The 25,364-nt window shown below is 46.3% G+C and carries 25 protein-coding genes; 9 read left to right on the top strand and 16 right to left on the bottom strand.

What is annotated here, in order from left to right; translation table 11 throughout:
* Nucleotides 1-19: 19 nt before the first annotated feature.
* From R8269_RS00370 to R8269_RS00385, 4 genes are all read right to left on the bottom strand, one after another.
* A complete protein-coding gene (locus tag R8269_RS00370; protein ID WP_005393690.1) occupies nt 20-202 on the bottom strand; it encodes a hypothetical protein in 183 nt (60 codons plus the stop codon).
* Nucleotides 203-366: 164 nt separating this feature from the next.
* On the bottom strand, nt 367-1,053 hold the full coding sequence (locus tag R8269_RS00375; protein WP_213867539.1) for a helix-turn-helix transcriptional regulator: 687 nt from the start codon (nt 1,051-1,053) through the stop codon (nt 367-369).
* 47 nt (nt 1,054-1,100) lie between these two features.
* Complete coding sequence (locus R8269_RS00380; protein ID WP_025637937.1) at nt 1,101-1,415, bottom strand: hypothetical protein; 315 nt, start codon at nt 1,413-1,415, stop codon at nt 1,101-1,103.
* 115 nt (nt 1,416-1,530) lie between these two features.
* The gene (locus R8269_RS00385; protein WP_053307145.1) at nt 1,531-2,454 is read right to left on the bottom strand and encodes a LysR family transcriptional regulator; all 924 of its coding nucleotides are present in this window, start codon (nt 2,452-2,454) and stop codon (nt 1,531-1,533) included.
* A gap of 138 nt (nt 2,455-2,592) precedes the next feature.
* Here R8269_RS00385 and yjjG point away from each other — a divergent pair, with 138 nt between their 5' ends.
* Complete coding sequence (yjjG, locus tag R8269_RS00390) at nt 2,593-3,267, top strand: pyrimidine 5'-nucleotidase (protein ID WP_005374109.1); 675 nt, start codon at nt 2,593-2,595, stop codon at nt 3,265-3,267.
* Between the two features lie 51 nt (nt 3,268-3,318).
* A complete protein-coding gene (locus R8269_RS00395) occupies nt 3,319-3,858 on the top strand; it encodes an NUDIX domain-containing protein (protein ID WP_017635078.1) in 540 nt (179 codons plus the stop codon).
* Nucleotides 3,859-3,937: 79 nt separating this feature from the next.
* On the opposite strand, the gene R8269_RS00400 is transcribed toward R8269_RS00395, so the two are convergent.
* The 4 genes from R8269_RS00400 to R8269_RS00415 all read right to left on the bottom strand — a co-directional run bounded on the left by R8269_RS00400 (nt 3,938) and on the right by R8269_RS00415 (nt 7,165).
* Nucleotides 3,938-4,372 (bottom strand): hypothetical protein, encoded by a 435-nt coding sequence (locus tag R8269_RS00400; RefSeq protein ID WP_005480927.1) that lies wholly within the window; start codon nt 4,370-4,372, stop codon nt 3,938-3,940.
* A gap of 20 nt (nt 4,373-4,392) precedes the next feature.
* Entirely contained in the window at nt 4,393-4,944 is a 552-nt protein-coding gene (locus R8269_RS00405) for a YtfJ family protein (RefSeq protein ID WP_005374105.1), read from the bottom strand.
* 79 nt (nt 4,945-5,023) lie between these two features.
* On the bottom strand, nt 5,024-5,743 hold the full coding sequence (locus R8269_RS00410) for a carbonic anhydrase family protein (protein WP_318222419.1): 720 nt from the start codon (nt 5,741-5,743) through the stop codon (nt 5,024-5,026).
* Between the two features lie 78 nt (nt 5,744-5,821).
* The gene (locus tag R8269_RS00415; protein WP_017635081.1) at nt 5,822-7,165 is read right to left on the bottom strand and encodes an OmpP1/FadL family transporter; all 1,344 of its coding nucleotides are present in this window, start codon (nt 7,163-7,165) and stop codon (nt 5,822-5,824) included.
* A 769-nt stretch (nt 7,166-7,934) separates the two neighbouring features.
* On the opposite strand from R8269_RS00415, the gene R8269_RS00420 reads away from it, so the two are divergent.
* The 3 genes from R8269_RS00420 to R8269_RS00430 are packed head-to-tail and all read left to right on the top strand — an operon-like array spanning nt 7,935 to nt 12,467.
* Complete coding sequence (locus R8269_RS00420) at nt 7,935-9,110, top strand: efflux RND transporter periplasmic adaptor subunit (RefSeq protein ID WP_213971496.1); 1,176 nt, start codon at nt 7,935-7,937, stop codon at nt 9,108-9,110.
* Between the two features lies 1 nt (nt 9,111).
* The gene (locus R8269_RS00425) at nt 9,112-11,076 is read left to right on the top strand and encodes a MacB family efflux pump subunit (RefSeq protein WP_025594350.1); all 1,965 of its coding nucleotides are present in this window, start codon (nt 9,112-9,114) and stop codon (nt 11,074-11,076) included.
* Between the two features lie 14 nt (nt 11,077-11,090).
* Entirely contained in the window at nt 11,091-12,467 is a 1,377-nt protein-coding gene (locus R8269_RS00430) for an efflux transporter outer membrane subunit (RefSeq protein WP_318222420.1), read from the top strand.
* Between the two features lie 95 nt (nt 12,468-12,562).
* Here the strand turns inward: R8269_RS00430 and R8269_RS00435 are convergent, their stop codons facing one another.
* Nucleotides 12,563-13,105, bottom strand: a complete 543-nt coding sequence (locus R8269_RS00435; protein ID WP_005374097.1) for a carboxymuconolactone decarboxylase family protein — start codon at nt 13,103-13,105, stop codon at nt 12,563-12,565.
* A 111-nt stretch (nt 13,106-13,216) separates the two neighbouring features.
* Between R8269_RS00435 and R8269_RS00440 the strand changes: the two genes are divergently transcribed.
* Nucleotides 13,217-13,819, top strand: a complete 603-nt coding sequence (locus tag R8269_RS00440) for a TetR/AcrR family transcriptional regulator (protein ID WP_005384344.1) — start codon at nt 13,217-13,219, stop codon at nt 13,817-13,819.
* A 151-nt stretch (nt 13,820-13,970) separates the two neighbouring features.
* On the opposite strand, the gene R8269_RS00445 is transcribed toward R8269_RS00440, so the two are convergent.
* A complete protein-coding gene (locus tag R8269_RS00445) occupies nt 13,971-15,227 on the bottom strand; it encodes a type 2 secretion system lipase (RefSeq protein ID WP_017819748.1) in 1,257 nt (418 codons plus the stop codon).
* A gap of 466 nt (nt 15,228-15,693) precedes the next feature.
* Here R8269_RS00445 and R8269_RS00450 point away from each other — a divergent pair, with 466 nt between their 5' ends.
* Complete coding sequence (locus tag R8269_RS00450; protein ID WP_318222421.1) at nt 15,694-17,724, top strand: S8 family serine peptidase; 2,031 nt, start codon at nt 15,694-15,696, stop codon at nt 17,722-17,724.
* A 9-nt stretch (nt 17,725-17,733) separates the two neighbouring features.
* Complete coding sequence (locus tag R8269_RS00455) at nt 17,734-18,096, top strand: ATPase (protein ID WP_213906004.1); 363 nt, start codon at nt 17,734-17,736, stop codon at nt 18,094-18,096.
* A 218-nt stretch (nt 18,097-18,314) separates the two neighbouring features.
* Here R8269_RS00455 and R8269_RS00460 read toward each other — a convergent pair whose 3' ends face one another.
* From R8269_RS00460 to R8269_RS00470, 3 genes are read right to left on the bottom strand one after another with little or no spacing between them, the layout of a single operon-like run.
* Nucleotides 18,315-19,571 carry a PTS ascorbate transporter subunit IIC gene (locus tag R8269_RS00460; RefSeq protein ID WP_138939774.1) on the bottom strand — a complete coding sequence of 419 codons (1,257 nt, stop codon included), beginning with the start codon at nt 19,569-19,571 and terminating at the stop codon, nt 18,315-18,317.
* A 9-nt stretch (nt 19,572-19,580) separates the two neighbouring features.
* Entirely contained in the window at nt 19,581-19,868 is a 288-nt protein-coding gene (locus R8269_RS00465) for a PTS sugar transporter subunit IIB (protein WP_005374080.1), read from the bottom strand.
* Between the two features lie 58 nt (nt 19,869-19,926).
* Nucleotides 19,927-20,370, bottom strand: coding sequence for a PTS sugar transporter subunit IIA (locus R8269_RS00470; protein WP_138939772.1), 444 nt, complete (start codon nt 20,368-20,370; stop codon nt 19,927-19,929).
* Between the two features lie 248 nt (nt 20,371-20,618).
* On the opposite strand from R8269_RS00470, the gene R8269_RS00475 reads away from it, so the two are divergent.
* Complete coding sequence (locus R8269_RS00475; protein WP_005442357.1) at nt 20,619-21,647, top strand: LacI family DNA-binding transcriptional regulator; 1,029 nt, start codon at nt 20,619-20,621, stop codon at nt 21,645-21,647.
* An 85-nt stretch (nt 21,648-21,732) separates the two neighbouring features.
* Here R8269_RS00475 and phnX read toward each other — a convergent pair whose 3' ends face one another.
* From phnX to phnW, 3 genes are all read right to left on the bottom strand, one after another.
* On the bottom strand, nt 21,733-22,548 hold the full coding sequence (gene phnX / locus R8269_RS00480; RefSeq protein WP_042523361.1) for a phosphonoacetaldehyde hydrolase: 816 nt from the start codon (nt 22,546-22,548) through the stop codon (nt 21,733-21,735).
* Nucleotides 22,549-22,638: 90 nt separating this feature from the next.
* Nucleotides 22,639-24,018 carry an aspartate aminotransferase family protein gene (locus R8269_RS00485; RefSeq protein WP_213965383.1) on the bottom strand — a complete coding sequence of 460 codons (1,380 nt, stop codon included), beginning with the start codon at nt 24,016-24,018 and terminating at the stop codon, nt 22,639-22,641.
* 26 nt (nt 24,019-24,044) lie between these two features.
* Nucleotides 24,045-25,148, bottom strand: coding sequence for a 2-aminoethylphosphonate--pyruvate transaminase (phnW, locus tag R8269_RS00490; protein WP_033006696.1), 1,104 nt, complete (start codon nt 25,146-25,148; stop codon nt 24,045-24,047).
* Nucleotides 25,149-25,364 lie beyond the last annotated feature (216 nt).

A 25,364-nucleotide genomic window follows, 5' to 3' on the forward strand; every position in this document is an offset into this window, starting at 1 on the left:
GTCATAGGATTGATGGAATTTAGGAGTGAAAGATGATCTGTCCGTCTTCTGTCATCACAAGTGTCGCTTTGCTTTGTTCGATAAGTTGGGCAGCATAAGAAGGGGTAACTGCCTGCATATCACCTTTAGATCGAAGAGTTAAAGACTCCCACGCTTGATCTCGATATTTCCCTGCTTGGGTGTATTGAATCAGTACTTTCATAGCTTCACGCTCCGGTGTGGTTGACGTGCTACTTAAGTTAACGATCTTAGGTTGGTTGCGCATCTGTTAAAAATGAAACATTAGTTTAACTAAACGTGCCTTTCCAAATATCTCGCATTGAGCAGAGCAATTTAGAATCCTTGTGATGGAAGGATGAAGAACACTCAATCTTTCGATTCATACTGCGCAATATAATGTTTGAGAGATTTGGTTTCCGCACTCTGAAACTCTTCATCGTGCATACGCAGTGCTTGGATACGGTCGAGGCGGAACTGGCGGTAGCCATCGCGCAATTCGCACCAGGCGACCAGCGTCCAGACTTTGCCCCAAAAGAACTGGCCTAACGGTTGGATTTTTCTTTCGGTCACTTGTCCGCTTTCATCTTGGTAATCCAAACTGACCTTAAACTGATGATCAATCGCGTGGCGCAGAAGCTGCCCTCGTTTGGCAGTCTCGGATTGGGTGTGATAATCGGGCACAATCAGCGGACAATCTTCCACTTGTTGTTTGAGCTTATCGGGCAATACCGAAAGTATTTTGGTGGACGCAGAGTGAGACGCTTCGGCGAGTTCAACATCCGACCAGGCTCGAACCATCCGCATACCCAGTTCAAGCGCCATCATCTCTTTTTCTGAGAACATCAAAGGCGGCAGATGAGAGCCAGCTTGCAACAGGTAGCCAACACCTGCTTCACCTTGAATCGGAACACCAGAACTAAGCAACGACTGAATATCGCGATAAATCGTACGTTCGCTAACTTCCATTCTTTCTGCGAGCTCTTTCGCTGTCACGGCGTAACGCTTTGCGCGCAGAAGCGTCAGTAGCTCAAACAGTCGTTCTGATTTGCTCATGATGTTCCTTATCTAGACCTACTGGTTGTTAGTGGTAGTGTGGCTGATTACTTCTCTAGCTCACTGCACATTTTTAAGTTGTGATGTTTAAGCTCGAAGCTTTCGCAGTCAATCATTGATAACAGAGGCTGAAATTCAACGGCTTGCTTAATCTGTTTTCCCGCCTGTTTTGCATCGTCCATTGAACGCCAGTAAATGATGTCTGTCCACACACCGTCAGTCGCTTCGTGACTGAGTGAGCGATACAAAAAGCCCGGCAGATTCTTCACAAACGTTTGTGACTGTTTGGCAGCGGCGATCACGTCTTGCTCTGTTGTGCCTGCGGTTAGACGAAATTGCACAGTTTCGATAACGGTTTCCATATTGTGATTCCTTATTGGTTTTGGCGGATTGCCTGTTGAGTTCCAAATAAGGTTACGCGGATGGAATGTCAGAACGTGTCAGTAGTGAAATCTCACTCACTTATCATCAATATGGTTATTTTTCTGGGCTATTGTAACGATCCCAGTAAGGTAAATCTGTGCCGAGCTTTTCGCTGATAAAATCGATAAAGGCTCTTACTTTCAACGGCATGTGCTTGCGCTCAGGGAACACCGCATAAATGGCGTGTTCTGGTAGAGAGTACTCTTCCATCACCGGTTTTAGATTTCCTGCGGCAAAGTCTCTTCCTGCAATAAATGTTGGCAGTTGAGCAATGCCCGAACCTCTTAACAGCAACTGGCGAATGGCTTCGCTGTTATTGACGATAAAGTTTCCTTTTGGAAGTACCTTGTATTCGCTGCCGTTGTTGATGAACATCCATTCGACGCCGCCACGGAAATAGGAGTAGCGCAGGCAGTTGTGACCGACTAAATCACTTGGTTTTTGCGGTGTTCCAAACTCCGCTAAGTAATCTGGTGAGGCACAAAGCACACTTTTACAAGGGGCGAGACGTTTTGCGATTAGATTGGAAGAGGTGAGTTCACCAATACGGATCCCCAAATCAAAACCGTCTTTAACCAAATCGACCATTTTGTCTTCGAGGTTTAAATCCACTTCAATTTTCGGGTAACGAGCGAGAAACTCGCTGATCAAAGGCGCGATATGCAGCACACCGAAAGACATCGGCACGGTAATTTTGAGCCGACCTTGTGGCGAGCCTTGCAGTTCCGATACCGCGTCTACGCCTTGCTGGGCTAGGTTGAGCGCTTGAGAGGCGTACTCAAAATAGCGTTCTCCTGCTTCGGTCAGGCTCAGCTTACGTGTAGTTCGATTAAGGAGACGAATGCCCAAATCGTCTTCTAGTTGGTTGATGCGTTTGCTGATCGCCGATTTCGTCAGATTCAGCTGTTTGGCCGCAAGGGAAAAGCTGCCGCATTCGACAACAGCAACAAAAACGGGCAGGGAGGCAATCGCGTTCACATCAATCTCCTATTATCGTGAAGCATTTATTGTTGAGCACAAGGATACAATTAATTTCCAATTATAGAGATTATCTTCAAGAAGAAAACAATCTAGACTATGCACCAGTATTACGACCTTGATTTTGGGAAGAAGAAAATGAAGTACGATTGGATCCTGTTTGACGCTGACGAAACCTTATTCCACTTTGATGCTTTCAAAGGTTTACAGCTTATGTTTTCTCGCAAAGGCGTAGATTTTACTGAACAAGATTTTGCTCATTACCAAACCGTAAACAAACCGCTTTGGGTGGATTACCAAGACGGCAAAGTAACGGCAGATGAGCTAAAACATAAGCGTTTTACCGAGTGGGCTGAGAAGTTGAATACCACAACAGCAGATCTCAATAGCGCATTTTTAGAAGCAATGGCCGATATTTGCAGCTTGTTGCCAGGTGCAAAAGAGCTGATGGAAGCGCTGCAAGGCAAAGCTAAAATGGGCATCATCACCAACGGTTTTACAGAGTTGCAAGCAATTCGCCTTGAGCGCACAGGGATGACTGAGTACTTCGATAAAGTGGTGATCTCTGAACAAGTGGGCGTAGCAAAACCGGACTTAGGTATTTTTGAATACGCGATGCAGCAAATGGGCAACCCATGCAAAACGCGCGTACTGATGGTGGGTGACAACCTGCATTCCGATATTCTGGGTGGTAATAATTTTGGTATTGAAACTTGCTGGTTAAATACCACAGGCGCAAGCGTCGATGAGCGTATCGCACCAAATTACACCGTTGAGTCTTTGAGTGAACTAAAGAACATTTTGGTGGCGTAACCGAATCGGGTATTATTCCGCAGTAACCCTCAGAAAAATCAAGGAATAACCATGTCAGACATCAAACAGCTAGACAGCAAAGTCGTTTACCAGAATAAGTGGATGACGGTGCGTGAGGACAAAATTTTACGTCCGAGCGGCGCAGAGGGCATCTATGGTGTGGTCGACAAACCTGATTGTGCTGCGATTCTGGCTATCGATAACGGGATGATTCACTTGGTTCAGCAGTACCGTTACACCGTAGGCCAACGTTGTTGGGAGATCCCACAAGGGGCGTGGGAATCAAACCCAGATGCGGATCATCTTGAGCTTGCCAAAGGCGAGCTGCGTGAAGAAACGGGCATGCAGGCGAGCGCAATGGCGTATGTTGGCGCGCAGTTTATCGCATACGGCTTTTTGAATCAGACATGTCACGTCTACTTCGCCACTGATTTAACGGACGTGGGCAATCAACTCGACAGTGAAGAAGAGGATTTGATCACTCGCGCTTTTTCTGTTGAGGAGTTCGAACAGATGATGATCGACGGCACGATCAAAGATTGTGTCACCATCGCCGCTTATGGTTTGGCGAAGCTGAAGAAATTCATTTAGTTATCCATGACGATTTTTTAATGAAAACAGCGGCCTAGTGCCGCTGTTTTTAGTTTGGGTGAGTTCGTTGAGCCATCGCTTACTCGTCGATTTTCTTACCTAAGATTTCCACTTGCGCTTTTTTGGTCACCCCCGCGACTTGCAGCGCTGTGCTGCCAACCGATTCATAGTTCAACTCGATTTTGTCTAACTTCGCGTTATCTTTTGTTGGTAGGCTTAAGCTTCTTGATGACATGCCTTTAGTCAGAACCCCTAAACTGTCGAACGTCTTTTCCTGACCATCTTTCATGATTACTTTAACGCTTTTCAGATCGACCGTACCTTGCGTACATTTGATTTTTATGTGGCTGAAACGAGCGTTAGCAAATGGTGACAGTGGATTGACTGTGTCGGTTTCCGATTTAAAACTGACGGTCTTATCTGCAATCTTATCCCAATCGTTGTCTCCTGCAACCGATTGGAAAGAGGCTACAGCCGCTAAAAGACAGAGTGCGATGGTGTTGAACAGTTTCATAGCTTTTCCTTACCTTAGGTTTAGATATTCTGTTTAATCAGTTCGATGACGTGTGTGACTTCGTCTTGAGTTAAAGCCCCTTCTTTCACGAATAAAATTTCGCCTTGTTTATTTTGTACGATAATCGCAGAACTTTCTTGCTGCAGATCCCAAGTTGTTGCTAATACGCCATTTTTGTCTAACACCATGGAAGACCAAGAGAATGTCTTTTTGCTGTCCTCTGCCGACGATTTTACAAATGTACCGGTTCCCCAGATGGCGTCTTCTTGGTTGATCACGGTTGTGGTCTGATACTGATCTTCAGGAAAGTGAGCGGCAGTGATTGCTGACATCAGCGGCGCGTTCATCTCTTTAGCTTTACTACGACCTGCAATGGCTTGTATCACACGGACTTTGCCTAACATCTGCTGAGTTGCCCAAGGTTGATAAGCCACATCGTCTCCTTGCAGCGTCATTTCGCCATAGGTATCAATGCTGACGGAAGGGGTGGTTTGACCGACAGAAAGGTTATGAGAGAAGGCGAGTGTCGGGGCGAGTGCGAGTAAGAGTGACAGAACAGATGGAGTTTTCATTGGGGGTTCCTGTAACTAAGTGAGGTTAGAGCGAATCAAAATAAGGGGCAAATACGATGCCCCTTATCGGATGTGGCGTTTAGTTAGAAAGTACAACGCGCGCATTTAGCGGTTGCAGCGGACGATTGTTTTGTCCCATGACTTCCATCAGTTTCGCGGCTTGATCTTTGGATAAGGTTTGAGTGTCTTTAAGCACAAACCATCGCACACCTTCTGAACATGGTGGTGTGGTTAAAGAGCCGTTAAATCGATAGTAGTTTGCAGTTTTTGGCAGTAAGTCGTTAATCTCAAACGTATCTTTAAAGAACGTGGTTTGATTCTCTTGTGGGATTGCGTTGATCAGTTTAGACAGCCCTGCGTTTTGATCGCCAGCATCAAACATCACCGAAATTACCGCCAACTCGCCGTCTGCGTTGGCGTGTACAAAGTGCGCTTCAAGTGGATATTGGCGGCCTTTGATTTGGTTTTCTGAAGGTGTGTGGAAATGGAACTGTTGCAGCTCGAACGTCTCGCCATCGATGGTGAAGCTATTACGTCCATTCACTTGCGCTTGCAGCGTATGACCATTGTTGGTTAAACCAATGACCTGACCAGTGTACGAAAGGTTCAGTGCTTCCAGTTTTGCATCGGCTGGGTTGTCGATGTTGATTGGGCTTTGGTTTTTCGTGGTTGCGCAGTCTTTGGCGATTTCTCCCCAGTGTTCTGGCCCGTGTTTGTCATTGCCATAGCCCCATTCCGAAGCCTGAGCCGCGCTTAGAGTGAGAAGTGAGAGTGAAAAAGCAAGTAGTGTTTTGTTCATAATAATGTCTCTGTTCGGTCGCTTTGATAAGCGTTGTTACAAGGCAATGACCTAGAGGTTTGATCACTGCCTGACAAATTAGAAACGGTGGCTGAGTTGGGCACCAATTAGGAACGCATTTGAATGGGTCACGCCCGTTACCATCGGTGCAGGAACACCTTCATACGCGTACTCTTCTACGTTGACATCTTCACCAATCAAGTACGTCATGCCGATGTCAACCGTGGTATCTGATGACCATTGGTAAGAGGCCCCCGCAGATAACCAGTGACGGTTCGAATCTGGGATAGAAAGCGAAGTCAGCTCATCGACAGGTGTTTTGTCGAACATGTAACCCGTGCGAAGTGTCCAACGTTCATTGGCGTACCAAGTCGCACCGATGGAGTAGTGCGCGGAGTCTTGCCACTGAAAATCTTTTAGCAACTGATCATCAGCTTTCAAGCTGTCAAATGCTGACCAACCAATCCACTGCACAGAATAGTGCAGGGCAAATTTAGGTAAGACGCGGTGATAACCGGAAAACTCCGCAATATCCGGTAGCGGCATAGCAAGCGAGTCGTACGATTCGCCAGCAAAGTGGATGTCACCCTTGGCATCAATGTTAGGGCTGTGCTTGTAGCTTAAACCTAAGCGATGACGTTCGTTAAACTCGTACATCATGCCAATGTTCGCGCCAAGCCCAATGCCGCCAGCTTCCACATCAAGTGCGTTGCCTTTTACGGATCCACAGCGTTGTTCTAGTTCGTTTCCAAGTATGTTCCCACCAACGCAAACACCCACGTCCATATCGCGGTACAGCTCACCAGAGCCGTAAATCACATCAATACCACCACCGATACTAAAACGATCGTTCACCTTGTATGCCAAGCTTGCGCCAAGGTTGACACTCGCTACGCTGGTGACACCGCCAAAAACAGGTGCGCCATAGTTTGGTTTAAACTCCATGTCGGTTCCGAAGTTGGAGTATGCCGATAAGCCTAGATACCAGTCGTCGTTGATAGGGTGAATAAAGTAAAAATTGGGTACAACGGCTGGTTGACCAACGCCATCGACGTCATCAATGTCGGTCACGGTTTGAGAGAAGGACGGGGTAATTTCAACTTGAGGGGACGGAGGAAAACCGCCCATACCAACATTGACATCCGCATTAATGTTAGCTCGATGATATTGCGCATTTTTAACGGTAACGTCAGGTTTGACGTAAGTGACACCGAACGATAAGGCATTTTGTTTAAACAGCGTCATCGCTGCGGCGTTGCGGCTGACTACAGACGCATTATCACCAATAACAGCATCACCAGCAAAAGCACGACCAAGACCCGTCGCCGAATGTTCGTTAATTTGAAAACCACCGGCATACGCCGTCGATGAGGCTAACCCGATTAATAAATAAATCGGTGAAAGAGTTAATTGTCGCTGCATGTTTTTCTCATGAATTAATTAGAAGTTGTATTGCAACGAAAATCAGTAAAATAAACAAATCTGACCAGTGCATTTAAGAGTAAAGCTAACAGTGTGCTGACAATAAGTAAATTTAACTTAATAAATATTTATTGTTGAATTTATTAATGCTTCATGGCGTGAATATAGTGGTTATTTTACGTGTAAATTAAATCCTGAACCTCTATTTTTATTTTTGCGGTATTACTTCTCTATTTTTATTGTACTGACTGTTCCCTAACAAATAGAGGGAAATCCAGCGATAAAGTGTCCGTGATGGAAACTCTGAGTCATTTGTATTTCCATTGCATCCCAACGTTGGTAGTTCAAATCAGCAAGAGAACTATCGTTTAAACCCACATGACACACTCCTCTCGGTCTTACCTGTGTTATGTGGGTATTTTTTATTTAACTTGCCACTTAACTCCTCTTTAAATTCAATCATCAAAGTGACCATCATGAAATTTAAAATGATTGCATATTGAATAAGTTTAGTTTTTACTAGTTTTTTGGTATTTAAAAGTTTTGTTTATAATACTTATAACTTGAATTTCTATATTAAAAATGGTCTTTGCTATACGTATTGAATAATAAAGTTTTGAAGTGACTATAATATCTCTGATTTTTCACGTTAGTGAAGTTATTCACTCAGTTTCTTGACGTTAATTTACCTATCTTTACGTCTCGTACCCTGTACGGCTAAGACAAATAGCAGTATAAAATCAAAACGATTATTTACTTCACTCCTGCTATGAAACTCAATAAAAAATGGCTCGTTTTGTGTGGCCTACTTGCTATTGGTGCTGGTGGTTATCATTATCTGCAACGTCCAGAACCCATTTCTCCTTACGCGACAGAAGTCGTTCGCAAAGGCAATATCGAAAAGGCGGTATTAGCCAACGGCATGTTGCAAGCGTCCAAATTGGTGAATGTAGGTGCGCAAGTATCTGGGCAAATTCAACGCCTCGCTGTGAACTTAGGGGATGAGATAAAACAGGGAGACTTGATTGCACAGATTGACAGCCTGACTCAGCAAAATAGCCTCAAAGAAGCCCAAGCGTCTCTTAATAGTCTCAACGCTCAGTACCAGGCTAAGCAAGCGCAGATTAAACAAGCAAACTATGAATACGTGCGCCAAAAAGGCATGTTGGCAGCGAAAGCGAGCTCACGAGCTGATTACGAGAATGCCGAAGCGACGCTCGCCATCTACAAAGCCGAGTTAGCGCAACTGGATGCCGAAATCGAGAAAGCCAAAATCAACGTCGACAATGCGCAGTTAGATCTCGGTTACACCACCATCAACGCACCGATGGATGGCACGGTGGTCTACACCGCGGTGGAAGAAGGACAAACCGTAAACGCCAATCAAACCACGCCAACTATTATCGAGTTAGCCAAGCTAGATACGATGACGGTGAAAGCCGAAATTTCGGAAGCCGATGTGATTTTTGTTCACCCAGGCCAAATGGCGCTGTTCACCATTTTAGGCAAACCGAATCAGCAGTTTAAAGGCACACTGCGCGCCATTGAGCCGGGGCCAACCATCATGGATGGCGATGACAGCGATTTGAGCATTTCAGATAGCGACGCCATTTACTACAACGCTGTATTTGATGTGAAGAACCCGCAAGGCATTTTGCGCATCGGCATGACTGCGCAAGTTTCGATTGTCCTTGAGCAATCGGAAAATACCTTGATTGTCCCTTCACAAGTGCTGCAAAAATCTGGCGGCAAAGGCAACTATACCGTGCCAGTGCTTGAACAGGGCCAAGTGGTGCAAAAGCCCGTGACAGTGGGTATCAACAACAAAGTGAACGCAGAAATTCTCTCAGGTTTGAAGGAGGGCGACCAAGTTGTTCTTGGCAATGCTATGGATGGAGAATCATCAAGCCGAGGTGATCGTCGTCGACCTCCGATGAGGTTCTAAGATGAGTGACGTGCTTTTAAAAGTTGAGGATTTAACTCGACGATTTGTCTCTGGCGACGAGTCGCTTACCGTGTTGAACCACATTAATTTAGAGATAAAACGCGGTGAAATGGTCGCGATCGTGGGTGCATCAGGCTCAGGTAAATCGACGCTGATGAATGTGCTCGGCTGCTTGGATAAACCGTCCAGTGGTCGATACTTCATTAATGGGCAAGATGTCTCGACGTTGGAATCCGACCAACTGGCGGAACTGCGCCGCGAGTATTTTGGCTTTATATTCCAGCGTTACCATTTGCTGGGGGACTTAACCGCGGTGGCAAACGTGGAAGTACCTGCGGTTTACGCGGGAGTTCCTCATCGTCAAAGAACGGAGCGAGCGCAGTCGTTATTGGCTCGCTTGGGGCTGGAAGATCGTTTGACTCACAAGCCCAGCCAACTGAGTGGTGGCCAGCAACAGCGCGTGAGTGTTGCTCGTGCACTGATGAACGGTGGTGAGGTGATTCTTGCTGATGAGCCCACTGGCGCATTAGACAGTCACAGTGGGCAAGAGATGATGGCACTGCTTAAAGAGTTGCATCAACTTGGGCATACGATCATCTTAGTGACTCATGATATGAACGTGGCGAACTTTGCGGATCGCATCATTGAAATCAAAGATGGTGAAATCATTGCAGATACGCCAAATGCACAAGTTGTAATTAATGAGCAAGCAGAAAAGACACCGAGCGCATCTTTTCATCGCCCAGCGCAAGCCGCCAGTAAGTGGTGGAAGTGGGACAGTTTTATTGACGCGCTCAAAATGGCGCTGCTGGCGATGTCTAGCCACAGAATGCGCACGTTTTTGACCATGCTCGGCATCATTATTGGTATAGCTTCGGTGGTTTCCGTGGTGGCACTAGGTAATGGTTCACAACAGCAAATTTTGTCGAATATTTCATCCATGGGAACAAACACCATTGATGTCAGGCCGGGCAAAGGGTTTGGTGACCGCCGCTCCGGACGAGTGAAAACGCTAACCGCCGACGATGCCAAATCGTTGGAGAGTCTACCTTTTGTCGACAGTGTCACGCCGTCTTTATCCAACAGCTTAACCGTGCGTTACGCCAATCAGGATGCAACCGCGTCTGTGGAAGGGGTTGGGGAAGATTATTTTCGTGTGCGCGGTTATGAGATCGCCAAAGGTCAGTTTTGGGATGAAGAGAGCGTGAACTCACTCGCCCAAGAAGCAGTGATTGATGACAACACCAGAAAGGAAATGTTTGCGGATAGAAATCCGATTGGTGAAGTGATTTTTCTAGGTTCATTGCCAGTGCGTATTGTGGGTGTCACGCAGAAAAAAGAAGACGCGTTTGGAAACAGCGACGCGCTGAAAATTTGGGTGCCATACACCACTATGTCGGGACGAATGATGGGACAACGCTACCTCAACGGCATTACTGTACGGATTGATGAGAACGCCCCAAGTGCGGCGGTAGAGCAGAGCATCATCAACTTGTTAAAAATGCGCCACGGTACAGAAGATTTCTTCACGATTAACACTGACACCATTCGTCAGAGCATCGAGAAAACCACCGCAACCATGACGTTACTGATCTCAGCGATTGCGGTGATCTCCCTAATTGTCGGCGGAATTGGCGTAATGAACATCATGTTGGTGTCGGTGACAGAGCGCACGAAAGAGATCGGTGTACGAATGGCTGTGGGTGCGCGGCAAGCGGATATTTTGCGTCAGTTTTTGATTGAAGCGGTACTGGTGTGTTTGTGTGGTGGCATTGCTGGTATTGGCTTGGCATTTTTGATTGGTTTTGCATTCAGTACATCTGGCAGCAGCTTCCAAATGATTTACTCAATGAACTCGATCATCTGGGCGTTTATTTGCTCAACGTTGATTGGCATCGCCTTCGGCTTTTTACCCGCTCGCAATGCCGCCAAACTCGATCCGATAGAAGCGCTAGCGAGAGACTAAAAATGAGTAACACAATGAAATTCAAGACTCGATTGGTCGCGGCTGCCTTAAGCGCAGTGTGGTTGTCAGGTTGTGGGTCGCTTATGCGTAGTGACTATCAAGCACCTTCGGTGCAAGTGCCTGCAAGTTGGCAGCAGATGCATGTTGCGGGTGATGTCAGTATGGATCCTTGGTGGTTGGCGTTTAACGACCCAACGCTTAATCAATACATTACTCAAGTGTTGGCTCAAAACAACGATTTGACGCTGGCAACGCTAACGCTAAAGAAAGCGCGTTTACAGCTGGGTTTAGCGCAAGATGACCTTTTCCCTACGTTGAGTTCTTCCACATCAGGACAAGTTCAAAAATCTCTTGATAGCGGGGAATCGGCAGATAGCTACAGCACTAACTTGTCCGTCAATTACGAGTTGGATTTGTGGGGAAAAATCTCGGCGGACGTTGACCAAGCCAAGTGGACGGCGATGGCAAGTCAACAAGATCGCGAGGCGACCGCACAAAGTTTGGTGGCAACGACGGCATCGTTATACTGGCAAATCGGCTATCTGAAACAGCGTTTAAACCTCAGTCAGCGTAATGTGGAAGACGCAGCTCAAACGCTACAATTGATTGAAAAACAGTACCAACTTGGCGCTGTGGATCAGTTAGATGTGCTTGAAGCCAAACGTACGTTGGCAAGCTTACAAGCGCAGCAAAGTGAATTTGAACAGAGTTTACTTGAGGCAAACAACGCCTTTGCGATTTTGTTCAATCAACCGCCGAAGAGCATCAGTGCAACCATCCAAATGCTGCCTGAAGGCGATATGCCATCGTTGAGTGTTGGTGCTCCGTCTGATTTATTGATCCGCAGACCCGACATTAAAGCAGCGATTTACGAAGTCAAAGCCGCGCTAGCAAATAAAGACGCAGCAGATTTGGACTATTTGCCTAAGCTGACGCTCACTGGGGCTTTGGGTGGATCGTCACAAGCGCTCAAAGACCTGCTTTCCAACCCGATCGGCAGTTTAGGTGCGGATATGACGCTACCGTTTTTGCAGTGGAATGAGATGAAAAACAGCCAAGCCATTGCCGATTTAGACTATCAATCGGCCATTGTGAGCTATCGCCAAGTGTTGTACGCCGCCTTCCAAGATGTCGAAAATGCCTTGTCAGCACGAGAAAAATTGAAGTATCAAGCGGCGCGTTTACAAGAGCAGTATGATGCCGCAAGTGCTGCTGAGTCCATTTATGCTGCGCGGTATCAGTATGGCTCGACATCGATCATGGACTATTTGAATGCACAAGAAGACACCAGAAACGCGCAAGCTTCTTTGTTGGAAAACCGCTACAACCAGTTTCTCACTCAGGTTACGCTTTACCAGTCTTTAGGAGGAACCGACGTTGCGCCGTTGTAATTAGGGATCAGCGCACACTAGCGAAGCGTCATGAACAAAGCCTTTTTTGAAGGTATTACTGGTCCCATCAATGGGACCAGTAATAAAAGCTTAAGTTACTTGGCGAACTTCTTGAAAGGTGCATCAACCGGAGTGTCAGCTAGGTGATTGGTGTAGTTACTCATCACTTTTTGCGCTAGACCAAGTACAATTTCAAGCAGTTGCTGCTGTCCGTAACCCGCCGCAAAGAACTTCTCTATCTGAGACTCTTCCACTACACCACGTTGACGCACCATTTGAAGCGTTGTTTCTCGTAGTGTTTCAAGTTTTTCGTCTGCCAATGGTGTTTGGTTGACGAGAGCATCAACAATCTCCTGATCCACTTTCATTGACGCCGCGATCGCACTATGAGCAGGAACGCAGTAGTGACAACCATGTTCAACGTTGATGGTTTGCCATACGACGGTCAATTCTTCTGCGTTAAATGATGTTTGTTGAAATAGCTCATGCACAACTTGATAACCCTCAAGCAAGGTTGGCGCTTCAGCCATAACAGCATGAAGATTTGGTAGCATGCCAAACGCTTTGACTGAATTTTCAATCAGGTGCTTTGATCCTTCGGGTGCGTTTTCTGCGGTATACAGTTTAAATTCTGCCATGTTTAAATCTCCTGTAATTGGATATGAGCGGATTAGGCAAGAACAGGATAGTTGATTTTGAGCGGTCGCTCAATATAAAATTGAGCATATGTTCAAAATTGATAATTGCTCATGGCGAATACAAAGAAATTCCAACGTGATGAAGTGGTGAAAGCCGCCTCGGATCTATTCTGGAAGAAAGGTTTTCATGCAACATCTACACGTGATTTACAAGATAGCGTTAATCTGCGTCCTGGAAGTATTTATGCGACGTTTGGGTCAAAAGAGGGGCTATATTGTGAAGCGCTAAAAATGTACGTTGCGAACTTGCAAGCCCTGTTTGAGTTGCATTTAGCTCAGAACACAACGGTTCTAGATGCAATAGAAGCTTTCGCGATTGATGTGGTTATCAATCAGCGAGACTCCAATCCCAGTGAAGTGTGCATGTTAGTCAAATCAGCAAGTGAATTTGCTGAGGATTTTAATGCGCTGCGCAATCAAACAAACAGCTTAGCAAACCAATTTGAATCTTTTCTTGCAAAGCTGTTTGAGCGAGCAATCGAGAATGGCGAAATTGAAGCCCAGGATACATTGCTTCTTGCTCAGTTGTTCCAGGTTCAGTTTACGGGTATACGAGCCTACTCATACCGCAGTGATGATGAAACCTTAAAGACGTTGATCTCTATTATGGTGAACAGCTTCCGCGGTAACGTACCAAAACAGAACGCTGAATGAGACTGCTCAAAGTCAACGTCTCTAAATCAACGGCTTGAAGTAAGCGAGCTCAAATAAACCCGTTATCGGGGGTCGATATCGATAAAAAATGACCACGAAGCATCGTGGTCATTTTTATGCAGATTAACTTGCAATGAACAACAACGGCTTATTAAAAGCGAAACTCTTCTAAGTTATTGCTGCTTTCTAACATTTTTTCAGCCACATAACGATGCGTTGCTGTGGTTGGGTGAGTCACATCCCAGAACACGAACTTATCTGCGCCAGATGCTGCACATTCAGAACGTAATGAGTGAGTGTACATGTAGTCAACAGAGGATGAACGGTTGATGTCTAAGCAAGGGTCGCTTGCATTTACGAAACCGTGTTCTTCTGGTGCCGAGGTTAACTTCTCAAACAGTGCGTGTGTATCAAACAATGCGATGTTGTAGCCTTGGGCTTTGTAGTACATCGCTTGTGCTTTGATGAACTCGTTCATCTTCAATACTTTCGCACGAATCGTTTCAATTTCTTCCTGTGTTGAGTATTTGAACTGTGGTGCTTTGGTTGCATCAGGCAGTGTCATCAACATGAAGTTCTTCGCGCCAGCGTCTGTTAAACGAATCAGAGCTTCAGCGTAATCCGCTTTTACTTCCGGCACGCTACGGTTGTAGTTCATGAAATCATTTAAACCAAACTCTAACGTAAACAATGTGTTAGCAGGGTTGTAGTTCTTCGCCAGCTTTGTGTAGGTTAAGTAAGAAGAAACTTGTTCGCCGACACCAGTTAGCGCGATGTATTGGTTTTCACCTGCTGCGCCACCAACTGCCCAGTTGTATAGCGGTAAGTTTTTGGCTTTAGCAACGTATTCCGTCCAAACAAAACCGTTTGAGAAGTGACCCAAGAACCAGCTATTCGGGTTAGGGAAGCGCCATTGGGACGCGTTAAAGATGTTGCCTGTATCAGACAAGCTATCGCCTAAAGCCACTACTTTGTTTATCTGATCTGGTTGCATTGCAGCATCATTGCTCCAGATCGTGTGGTTATAAGAATAACGATTGTCAGCAGCAAAAAATGTAATGTCTGCGTTCTCGTTCGCTAGATCTAGTGTTTCTTCACAACGCTGACGAATTACGTTTTGTGAGGTATTGGTGTAGAACATGTTTTTAAATGAAACAGAGCTCCACCAATAGCCATCGATAGTGAAGTCACTACCATCTTGGTTTTTTGCCCATTTCCAATCGGTAGCCGCATCGTCCTTAGAGTGGCTCGTACGATACCAGCATCGAACGTACGTATAAGTTTGATTTTCTTGCGCGCTAACCACTTCAGCCGCAGAAACCATTGCTGGTGATAAAGTTGGCTCCTCTGCAATGGCGGAGGCAAGCGGAAGTAATGCAGTTAATAGTGTGATTGTTTTTTTCATCATTCACTCTTCTTGTAATGGTTATTGTTCCGAATGCGTGAATACGCTCGGCTATAACAGTATTTAGATGAGAATTTTTCTCACTAAACCTTCTAATTCTGAGTAAATGCTCAAGACAGTCAACAACTAAATATTCAATATTTCAGTTTTGGCACCACGGTCAAAAAATCCATTCAGCATAGCAATCGATTAAATGGGTGATATTTAGAATAATTACTCACTAACATTAATTTAACATTCACTTTTTGTTAATTAAGTAATTGCTTTATAAGGTTTTGTCGGTGATTTTTAATGTTAACTTAAAGTGTTTATTGAATGATCTTTTGTACAAATTTGTATATTTATGAAACAAATTGTTTGGCATTTTTGCTCTGTAAACTATAGCTGAAGCTCTCATGCAAACATCATGATGATGACTTTTCATGAGAATATAGTGAATAAAAATTAGCTCAAATAAGGAATAGGGCAAATGCACTACACAACAAGTAAAAAACAAGGCTTATTTTCGTTGTCTGCCGTAGCAATAGCACTGACCACTTCGATGTCAGCGTTTGCGGCTCCACCAATGGGATTTGATGAATCTAAGTTACCGACGAAGTACATCGTCAAATTCAAAGAAGATGCAGTCAGCCGTTCTTCAATGGGTGGTAACTCATTCTGGGGGCCACGAATCGCGCAGGAGTCTGTTCTAGAACAGGTGAAGGCACGTAAGGTGGAAAAACTAGGCAATCGCGCCATTTACAGCGTTGAATTGGATGGCGATGACTTAGAGCCGCTTCGCAATCGTAGTGATGTGGAATACGTGGAAGTCGATCCACCTCGCTATTTGCTCAGCGAAACGACCCCATGGGGATATGAAGCGGTTAATGCTCAACTGCTAGCTGACTTCAATGCGGGTAATCGCACTGTATGTATTATCGATTCAGGGTACGACATTTCGCACAACGACCTAAGCGGTAACCGCGTTGCTGGTACTAACGATAGTGGTACGGGATCATGGAGTGATCCGGGTAACAACAATGCCCACGGTACTCACGTCGCGGGTACGATTGCTGCGATTGCCAACACCGAAGGTGTAAAGGGTGTGATGCCAAACCAGAATGTTAATTTGCACATCGTGAAAGTATTTAACGAATCGGGTTGGGGTTACTCATCTGGGCTTGTTAAAGCAATCCAGACCTGTGCCGATAATGGTGCTAACGTTGTGAACATGAGCCTTGGTGGTAGTCAATCAAGCCGAACTGAGCAAAATGCACTGCAAAATATTTACGATCAAGGCGTTCTATTGATCGCCGCTGCGGGTAATGATGGCAATACAGCGCACAGCTATCCAGCTTCTTATGACTCAGTGATGTCTGTTGCGGCTGTTGATAATCAAAATGATCATGCAGCGTTCTCACAATCTACTAATCAAGTTGAGATCTCAGGCCCGGGTGTGGCGATCTTATCAACGGTTACGGTAGGTGAAGGTAAACTTTCTGATATTACCTTGAATGGTGTCAGTCAGTTTGATCGTGGGATTGTTCCTCACAATCGTTTGATCAATAACGGTTCTTCGTATGTTCCGGATCCAATCGCGGGTTCAGTAACGGCAACGCTAGATAGCTGTGATGTCTCTGGCGGTAACTTTAACTGTGGTGATATGTCGGGCAAAATTTGTTTGACTGAGCGTATTGGCAACCAGTCTTCAGGAAACTACCCTGAAGTGGATGCGGTTCAGGCTTGTTACAATGCGGGTGCGCGAGCTGCAATCGTATACAGCAACTCTGAACTACCTGGTTTACAAAACCCATTCTTGGTAGACACAAACAACGCTTATCGTATGGTTTCGGTAACGGTTGATCGTGCATTTGGTCAAGAGCTGTTGGGGTATGTTGGTCAGGAAATTACTGTTGCAACAACCTCTGGTGAAGATTACGAATACTACAATGGTACATCAATGGCGACACCGCACGTAACGGGCGTAGCTGGCTTGGTGTGGAGTTACCACCCAACCTGTACAGCAGCGCAAGTGCGTAATGCACTAGTGAAAACTGCAACAGATATTGATGTTGCTGGTCGAGACAACCGTACTGGCCACGGCCTAGTTAATGCTGAAGCGGCGAAGCTGTTCTTGGACGCTGGCTGTAATGGACCTGATGGTGGTAGCTCTTCGGATTCTAGCTTCTCAAATACCAGCCCTGTCGCGATTCCAGATAATAAATCTTCTGGCGCAATCAGTGCAGTAGAAGTCGATCGCTCTGGTGATTCAGGCACAGTAAGTATTGACGTTGATATTAGCCACACTTACATCGGTGATTTACGAGTGACTGTAACGTCACCGACTGGTGGAGAAGTTGTACTTCACAATAATACCGGCAGCAGCGCTAACGATATAAAAAATACGTTCCAAGCGGATTTTTCTGGTTTTGAATCGCAAGGTACATGGGAACTAAAAGCGGTGGACAGTGCCAGAAGAGACACAGGCACCATCAACAGTTGGACTCTGACCTTTCAATAAGGAGTGACTATGAAGAAGTTGACCTTACTTTCTTTGTCTGCGGTAGGCGCTACCGCACTATTGGCAATCGGACTGAGCTCAAGCAGCTTGGCAAACAATCAAGGATTTCCTCTCGTGGATGAACGCCAAGATCAAGCCGAGCAGCAACCTGCACGTTACTTTGTTAAGTATCATGAAGGAAAAGAGAGCGAAGTGAGAGCGCTTCTTCGTCAGCACAACATTGAAGTGGTCGACGCTCTGGTGAAACAACACGTGTTGATTGTGGTGGGTGAACAGGCGAAAGTTGAGAAGCTCGCCGCTCACGATGCGGTCGAATACACCGAGCAAGAGCCGACAAGAAAGCTGCTATCTAACGGAAATACGCTTCAATAAGCCAAACCTCCTTAAGATAGTGCCAAAAAGAAAAACGCCCCTCACGTGAGGGGCGTTTGTTTTCTTTCTACGATTGTTTTCTATGATTATTTTTTATGACTGGTTTCTTCTAAAGCCAGTCGTTTGCTATGACGAGATATTCTTGAAGATTGATGCCGATGAGCCTATTCGCGCATCAATCAAGTCAGTTATCAGCTAGTTATATTCAGACTAACTACTTAGCGAACAATCAGACCCAGTAGGATACCAACAGCGCCGAAGTCTGCGTCACTAAAGGTCGTGTTAGCAAAACCTAGGTCACCCAGTACTGGCATTAGGAATACTGGTAGGAAGGTAATCAGTAGACCTTGTGCAAAAGCACCCAAGATTGCACCGCGACGACCACCTGTAGCGTTACCAAATACACCTGCCGCTGCACCTACAAAGAAGTGTGGAACGACACCAGGGATAATCACAGTAAGCCCCATCACGTAAAGTAGGAACATACCCAAAAGACCCGCCGCAAAGCTCGATAGGAAGCCAACCAATACTGCGTTTGGTGCGTATGGGAATACAACCGGACAATCAAGCGCAGGTTTCGCGTTTGGTACTAGTTTGTCTGAGATGCCTTTAAACGCCGGAACGATTTCTGCGATAACCATACGTACACCTTGAAGGATAACGTACACACCACCGGCGAATGTGATGGATTGCATCAGCGCGAACATGAACCAGTGCTTACCACCGCTAACTTCGCGTACAAAGTCACCGCCAGCGAAGATACACGTCACCATAAAGATGATGCCCATGGTGAACGAGATTGCTACTGGCGTATCACGTAGGAACAACAAGCTCTTAGGTACGTTCATCTCTTCAGTAGAGTGTTCTTTGTTACCGAACTTGCTGCCAATAAAGCCCGCTAGCACGTAAGAAAGGGTAGAGAAGTGACCAATCGCAACGTCGTCAGAACCTGTTACTTGCTTCATGTACTTGTGAACAATCGCAGGGAAGAACACCATCACAGAGCCCACAACCAGAGAGCCAAGTGCGATCAGTGGAACACCTTTCATGCCGCTAGAAGCAAGGATCGCCGCTACCATCATCGACATAAATAGCGTGTGGTGACCTGTTAGGAAGATGAATTTCCATGGCGTGAAGCGAGCGATCAAGATGTTCACTAACATACCGAAGAACATGATCATCGCCATCTCTTTACCAAACGCTTCTTGCGCGATAGAGACGATAGCTTCGTTGTTTGGAACCACGCCAGTGATGCCGAACGCGTGTTGGAAAATCGTCGCAAAGTCACCCAGAGAAGTTACAACCAGACCCGCACCCGCACCAAGCACGATGAAACCAAGAATGGTTTTTACCGTGCCTTTAATGCACTCGGTGACCGGTTTTTTCTGGGCAATTAAGCCGATTAGGGCGATAAGACCTACCAGAACCGCCGGCTCTGATAGGACATCGTTCATTAAGAAACTGAAAAATTCCATAACGCCACCTTATAGAGCGCCAAGCTCTTGAAGTGCCACAGATAGACGCTCTTTCATTGCCACTTTGTCGACCATGTTATCAAGCGCAACGATGCGTGGTTCAACGCCCAGTGCGTTCAACTGCTCAACGATGTCGTTAGTACCGATGAAGATGTCACAATCCGTACCTTTTGCAGAACCTAGATCGATATGATCCACTTCTGCGTTTACATTCAATTCTTTCACGATGCCTTTGATGCTCATTTCCATCATTAGGCTAGTACCAAGACCGTGACCGCAAACAACCATAATTTTCATAATTCAGACCTTTTCTTTTTATAGGGGTGTATGCCCATTTTGAAGGGCACATCAGGAGTTAGTATTTTTCGATGATCGCAAGAACATCTTGTGTGTTTTGAGCGGAGCAGATGGCTTCTACATGCTCTTCATTCATAAACAACTCAGCCAGTTTAGAAATCGCATCCACGTGCGAGTTACTGTCTGTCGCGGCTAGCGTAACCAGCATTTTCACTGGGTCGTTACCTTCAGAATCGAAGTTCACGCCGTTTTGAATCACCGTGATAGCAAGAGACAAACGGTTAACGCCATCTTCAGGGCGAGCGTGTGGCATTGCCATACCAGGACCTACCACGTAGTAAGGACCGAGCTCTTCGTGTGAGCGGTAAATAGCGTCCACGTAGCTTGGATCAATCGCGCCATTTTCAATCAGTGCTTCACAGGATTTGCTCACCGCATCTTTCCAGTCAGTAGCATCAGAATGGATGCGAATCACATCAGAGGTAATCAGTTCACGTAGCATTGGATCTTTCCGGTTTGTTGTTTTGTTGATGGGTACTTTATCGATCAATTTGTCAGAAAAACCTGAGAATGATCACAAATGGTAGCGCTATCTGATAGCGCTATCATAAACTGTGATAGCGCTACCATTTTTATCAGTCATCCGAGTTTCATATGCTTGTGATCGACTTCTAATGCGCTAATATCAAAACCACTAAAACGCTGTGGTAAGATGTCGCGGCAGAAAATAGAGAACACTAAATAAGAACAATGAGCGAACCTCGCAAACGAAGAAGTACTGGCAATGTCACCTTGGCGGACGTCGCTAAAAAAGCCGGCGTAGGCACCATGACGGTGTCGAGAGCATTACGAACGCCCGAGCTAGTATCTGACAAGCTGAGAGAAAAGATTCAACAAGTGGTTGATGAGCTCGGCTATATCCCGAATAAAGCGGCAGGGGCTTTGGCGTCTGCTGAAAGTTACTCCATCGCTCTTATCATTCCTTCCCTGTTTGAAAAAGCGTGCGCGCTTTTCTTACCGAGCTTTCAACAAGCGTTGAACAAAGCGGGTTATCAGTTACTGCTTGGCTACAGCGACTACTCGGTAGAGCAAGAAGAGAAACTGCTTTCGACATTTCTTGAGAGCCGCCCAGCCGGAGTCGTGCTGTTTGGTAATGAACACAGCCAACGTACTAATCAGCTTTTGGAAGCCTCGAACACGCCAGTATTGGAAATTGCTGAGTTAAGTTCGAAAGCCAGTTACCTCAATATCGGTGTTGACCATTTTGAGGTGGGTAAAGCCTGTACCAAGCATGTGATTGAGCAAGGCTTCAAGAACGTGGGCTTCATTGGTGCGCGTGGGGATCACTCCACTTTGCAACGTAAGCTACACGGCTGGCAAAGCGCGATGATTGAGAACTACCTTGCACCGGACCATTTCTTAACCACCCACGAAGCGCCATCTTCACAATTAGGTGCGGAAGGGTTGGCAAAGTTATTGCTGCGCGATTCAAGTTTGAATGCTCTGGTATGTAGCCATGAAGAGATTGCGATTGGCGCGTTGTTTGAGTGTCATCGCCGAGTGCTGAAAGTCCCGACTGACATTGCGATTATCTGTTTGGAAGGCTCTTCTATGGGTGAGCACGCCTACCCAAGTTTGACCTGTGCGGAATTCGATTACGAACGTATGGGGACGAAAGCCGCAGACAAGTTACTGCAAGCCATTAAAGGTGAGCCTGTAGAACATGCAACGGACATGGGCTTTAAGCTAAAACGCCGAGCGAGTACTGCGATCAACTAACCTCATTTGGTTAGAAACTAATACGTGATACAAAAAACCTCTCGATGCTGAGAGGTTTTTTATGCGTGAGAATAATGATTCTCTACTAAGGACGCTCACCTGCTGCTAGGCGACGTTCGATATCTGCAACCACTTCTGGGAAGTCAGCGATCGTATCGATAAGGTAGTGCGGCGAGCTCTTGAGCAGTTTTGCACGCGCTTTTTCACGAGCGGCATCAAGCGTTGCTTCGTCCGCGGCTTGGTATTCTTCAAACGTTAGGCCTGCTTCGTTACCAGAAAGCAGCAAACCAACGGTCCACATACCTGCGTTGTGACCTTCATCGATGCCCGGTGCGGCGTCATCCACTTTGATACACGCATTAACATCGGTAACATTCAGCTCAATCACGTTTTTCAGTGCCATAAATGGTGCTGGGCGACCACCTTGCGGCAGGTCATCCGTTGCTACTACGTAATCCGGTTTGTAGCCGTAATCCGCAGCCACAGGAATCAGCACATCCATCACTTCGCGAGGGTAACCAGAACAAGAACCGATCTTGATGCCTTTGTCTTTCAGACCGTTCACAACTTCAATCGCATTAAGGATTGGCTCTGCGTGGTCAGCCACTTTTGCTTTTTGCAGCGGCATGAATGCTGCGTAGATAGCGTCGATGTCTTCGCTGGTCATTGAGCGACCAAACTTCTCATTCCAACGCTTATCAACGGCAGGAATACGACCCACTGCTTGGATGTGATCCCACTTACCAAGCCCCATTGGTTCGCGCGCTTCCTCAAGGTCGATTTCAAAATCAAAGCCTTGTTTGAATGCTTCCACAAAGATGCTGGTTGGCGCAAAAGAGCCGAAATCGACGATAGTGCCAGCCCAGTCAAAGATCACTGCTTGAATTGGTGAGTTGCTCATGTTCAATCCTTTTTCTTGCTTGCCAGAGCGCTTGCCTACACGTTGGAACCGCGCTCTGGATAAATTGGTTTTTGTTGAGGTCTATCGACCCTAAAAGTAGTTAAAGTCTTTACACACTTTGGCGATCGCTTCTTCGAAAATTGCCAACGCTTCTGTTAGTTGTTCGCGGGTGATGATCAGCGGTGGGCTGAGTTGAATCACATTGCCTTGCGATACCTTGAAACTCACTCCGTTGTTGAGGCATTGGTAAAGCACAGCTTCCGCTTCGTCATACGCGCGTGCTTTGCTCTCGTGGTCGGTGACCAGTTCAATACCCCACAACATGCCGATGCCACGAACATCACCAATCACTGGGTACTTGGCTTTCATCTCTAGCAGCTTTTCACGCATGAACTGGCTGTCGGCTTTGGCTTTATCTAGCAAGCCGTCTTGTTCAATGGCTTCCATGGTTGCCAGTGCTGCAGCACAACCGATAGGGCTTTTCTCATGAGTGTAATGACCCATGGAGATTTGCTCAGCAGTGTTGTATTTGTCTTTGGTCACCATGGCTGCGATAGGCACTAAGCCTCCGCCCAAACCTTTACCGATGCAGAGCATATCTGGCTCGATGTCGTAGGCTTGGTAGGTAAACCATTCACCGCTGCGACCCATGCCGTTAGGGATGTCGTCGATGATCAGCATGACATTGTGTTTGTCACAGATTTCGCGGATGCGTTTCCAGTAGGCTTTGCTTGGCACTTGAACGTCGGTATTACGAACCGCTTCTGCAATAAATGCGCCCACGCCGCCTTCTTTCTCAATCACGTATTCAAGGTAGTCGGCATAATGCACATCGCTACCGTCGGCAACTGGAAAAGCGCCTCGGTAAGACACTGCTGGTGGAATGCGTTCAACACCTGCCATTAATGGTCCCATGCCTTGGCGGAAACACGCTTCGCCACCTACTGAGATGGCATCCAATGATGCGCCGTGGAAGGAATCCCACAACGACACCACCTTGTAGTTGCCCGTGATGTGGCGTGCTAATTTAAGAGCCATGCCCACTGCAGATGTGCCACCTGGAGCAAACAACACGCGGTTCAATTCACCGTCACAGATTTGGGTGAGCTTTTCGGCACATTCAATCGCGGTTTCATTGGTAAAACGACGTGGTGAAAACGGCAGTTTGGCAATTTGCTCTTGCACACGTTTAATCACATGCGGGTGACCATAGCCCAACTGGTGGACGTTATTGCCATGGAAGTCCATGTACTTTTTGCCTGTAGCATCTTGAATGTAGATGCCTTCTGCTGCTTCCAAGGTATCTAAGCAAGGTGTCGACATGGCTTGATGAAGAAAGACCTCTGAATCACGCTTTAACAAAGCTTGCGTGCGTTCGTCATCCATCGATGCATTCCAAGCTTGGCGCGCTGGTGTTGTGTTGACATCGCCTTCGCTGCGGAAATGGGTCGGTTTGATATTCTGAGTCATAACGCTCTCTCAATCAGAAGGCTGCTTTACGCAACTTGCCAGTACATTGCTTTTTCAATCGCACCGATTAAGCGCTCGATATCTGCTGGGTAAACTTCACCAATGTTGCCGATACGGAAGCAATCTGCGTTCGATACCTTACCCGGATAAATCACAAAACCTTGCTCTTTCAAACGTGTGTAGAACGCTTTGAACTGGTAATCACTGTGCGTCGGAGAGTAGAAAGAAGTGATGATTGGCGAGTGAAGGTCATCACTCAGTAGTGGCTCAAACCCCAAAGAGCGCATACCTGCAACCAGTGTTTTCTGGTTAGTTTGGTAACGGTTATGACGAGCCTCAATGCCGCCTTCTTGTTCCAGCTCTAACAATGCTTGATAGAAAGCGCGAACCGTGTGCGTTGGAGACGTAAAACGCCATTTGCCGTGGTTCACTTCCATGCAGTGCCACTGGTCGTACAGATCAAGGCTCAAAGAGCGTGCCTGACCTTGGCACTTTTCTAGCTCAGTTTGTTTCGCAATCACAAAGCCGAAGCCCGGTACGCCTTGAATACATTTGTTTGCAGAGCTGATCATAAAATCGATGCCTAGCTCTGCGATATCGATAGGAATGCCACCAAAGCTCGACATGGCATCGAGAATCACGACTTTACCGTGTGCTTTTGCCGCAGAAGCAAATGCCTCAATTGGGTTGAGCATGCCAGTGGTTGTCTCGCAGTGAACAATCGCCACGTGTGTGATTGTAGGATCCGATGCCAATGCAGTTTCCACCTCGTTCAAGTGTGGCTGTGATGTTTCGCCTGGGGAAACTACATGGCATGGAATATTTAGGTAATCAGCGATCTGAGCGATACGTGCACCGTAAGCACCGTTGTCGACAACTAGCAGCTTTCCATCTTTGCCAATGGCGCTGCCAATCGTCGCTTCTACTGATGCGGTGCCACTACCTTGCATTAGTACGCTGGTGTAGCCGTCTTGCTCCGTCGCCAGTTTTACAAGCTTAGTGCGGATCACTTCTACAATGTCTTTGTTGTATTCATCATCCCAAGTACACCAGTCTTTCAGCATGGCTTCGCGTACTGTTTCAGAAGTAGATAGAGGACCTGGAGTCAGTAGTAGGTATTCGTTTTTCATCTCGATTTCCATCAGAATAAGCTAATTGGTCTACACCAAATTTCGAGTTCACTCTAGCGAGGAAGAAAAGGGCAGTAAATAGGCGAATCTTCAATTTCACAAAACTTTAATATCCAGAAAATTGCGGATCAATTGAACGATTATTCATCGATAATTTTCGTAAAACTGCCATTTAATGGTCATGAATTCGTCATAAAGGCTCAGTAGGGTGTATAT

The sequence above is a fragment of the Vibrio sp. Vb0667 genome, assembly GCF_033391095.1.

Bases quoted from the DNA above. Each gene is read 5' to 3' on its own strand.
- R8269_RS00435 (WP_005374097.1), bottom strand. From the start codon at position 13,105: ATGGCAGAATTTAAACTGTATACCGCAGAAAACGCACCCGAAGGATCA.
- R8269_RS00395 (WP_017635078.1), top strand. From the start codon at position 3,319: ATGTCAGACATCAAACAGCTAGACAGCAAAGTCGTTTACCAGAATAAG.
- R8269_RS00445 (WP_017819748.1), bottom strand. From the start codon at position 15,227: ATGATGAAAAAAACAATCACACTATTAACTGCATTACTTCCGCTTGCC.
- R8269_RS00455 (WP_213906004.1), top strand. From the start codon at position 17,734: ATGAAGAAGTTGACCTTACTTTCTTTGTCTGCGGTAGGCGCTACCGCA.
- R8269_RS00400 (WP_005480927.1), bottom strand. From the start codon at position 4,372: ATGAAACTGTTCAACACCATCGCACTCTGTCTTTTAGCGGCTGTAGCC.
- phnW (WP_033006696.1), bottom strand. From the start codon at position 25,148: ATGAAAAACGAATACCTACTACTGACTCCAGGTCCTCTATCTACTTCT.
- R8269_RS00410 (WP_318222419.1), bottom strand. From the start codon at position 5,743: ATGAACAAAACACTACTTGCTTTTTCACTCTCACTTCTCACTCTAAGC.
- R8269_RS00485 (WP_213965383.1), bottom strand. From the start codon at position 24,018: ATGACTCAGAATATCAAACCGACCCATTTCCGCAGCGAAGGCGATGTC.
- R8269_RS00425 (WP_025594350.1), top strand. From the start codon at position 9,112: ATGAGTGACGTGCTTTTAAAAGTTGAGGATTTAACTCGACGATTTGTC.
- R8269_RS00380 (WP_025637937.1), bottom strand. From the start codon at position 1,415: ATGGAAACCGTTATCGAAACTGTGCAATTTCGTCTAACCGCAGGCACA.
- R8269_RS00475 (WP_005442357.1), top strand. From the start codon at position 20,619: ATGAGCGAACCTCGCAAACGAAGAAGTACTGGCAATGTCACCTTGGCG.
- R8269_RS00465 (WP_005374080.1), bottom strand. From the start codon at position 19,868: ATGAAAATTATGGTTGTTTGCGGTCACGGTCTTGGTACTAGCCTAATG.
- R8269_RS00370 (WP_005393690.1), bottom strand. From the start codon at position 202: ATGAAAGTACTGATTCAATACACCCAAGCAGGGAAATATCGAGATCAA.
- yjjG (WP_005374109.1), top strand. From the start codon at position 2,593: ATGAAGTACGATTGGATCCTGTTTGACGCTGACGAAACCTTATTCCAC.
- R8269_RS00405 (WP_005374105.1), bottom strand. From the start codon at position 4,944: ATGAAAACTCCATCTGTTCTGTCACTCTTACTCGCACTCGCCCCGACA.
- R8269_RS00450 (WP_318222421.1), top strand. From the start codon at position 15,694: ATGCACTACACAACAAGTAAAAAACAAGGCTTATTTTCGTTGTCTGCC.
- phnX (WP_042523361.1), bottom strand. From the start codon at position 22,548: ATGAGCAACTCACCAATTCAAGCAGTGATCTTTGACTGGGCTGGCACT.
- R8269_RS00460 (WP_138939774.1), bottom strand. From the start codon at position 19,571: ATGGAATTTTTCAGTTTCTTAATGAACGATGTCCTATCAGAGCCGGCG.
- R8269_RS00415 (WP_017635081.1), bottom strand. From the start codon at position 7,165: ATGCAGCGACAATTAACTCTTTCACCGATTTATTTATTAATCGGGTTA.
- R8269_RS00430 (WP_318222420.1), top strand. From the start codon at position 11,091: ATGAAATTCAAGACTCGATTGGTCGCGGCTGCCTTAAGCGCAGTGTGG.
- R8269_RS00420 (WP_213971496.1), top strand. From the start codon at position 7,935: ATGAAACTCAATAAAAAATGGCTCGTTTTGTGTGGCCTACTTGCTATT.
- R8269_RS00440 (WP_005384344.1), top strand. From the start codon at position 13,217: ATGGCGAATACAAAGAAATTCCAACGTGATGAAGTGGTGAAAGCCGCC.
- R8269_RS00470 (WP_138939772.1), bottom strand. From the start codon at position 20,370: ATGCTACGTGAACTGATTACCTCTGATGTGATTCGCATCCATTCTGAT.
- R8269_RS00375 (WP_213867539.1), bottom strand. From the start codon at position 1,053: ATGAGCAAATCAGAACGACTGTTTGAGCTACTGACGCTTCTGCGCGCA.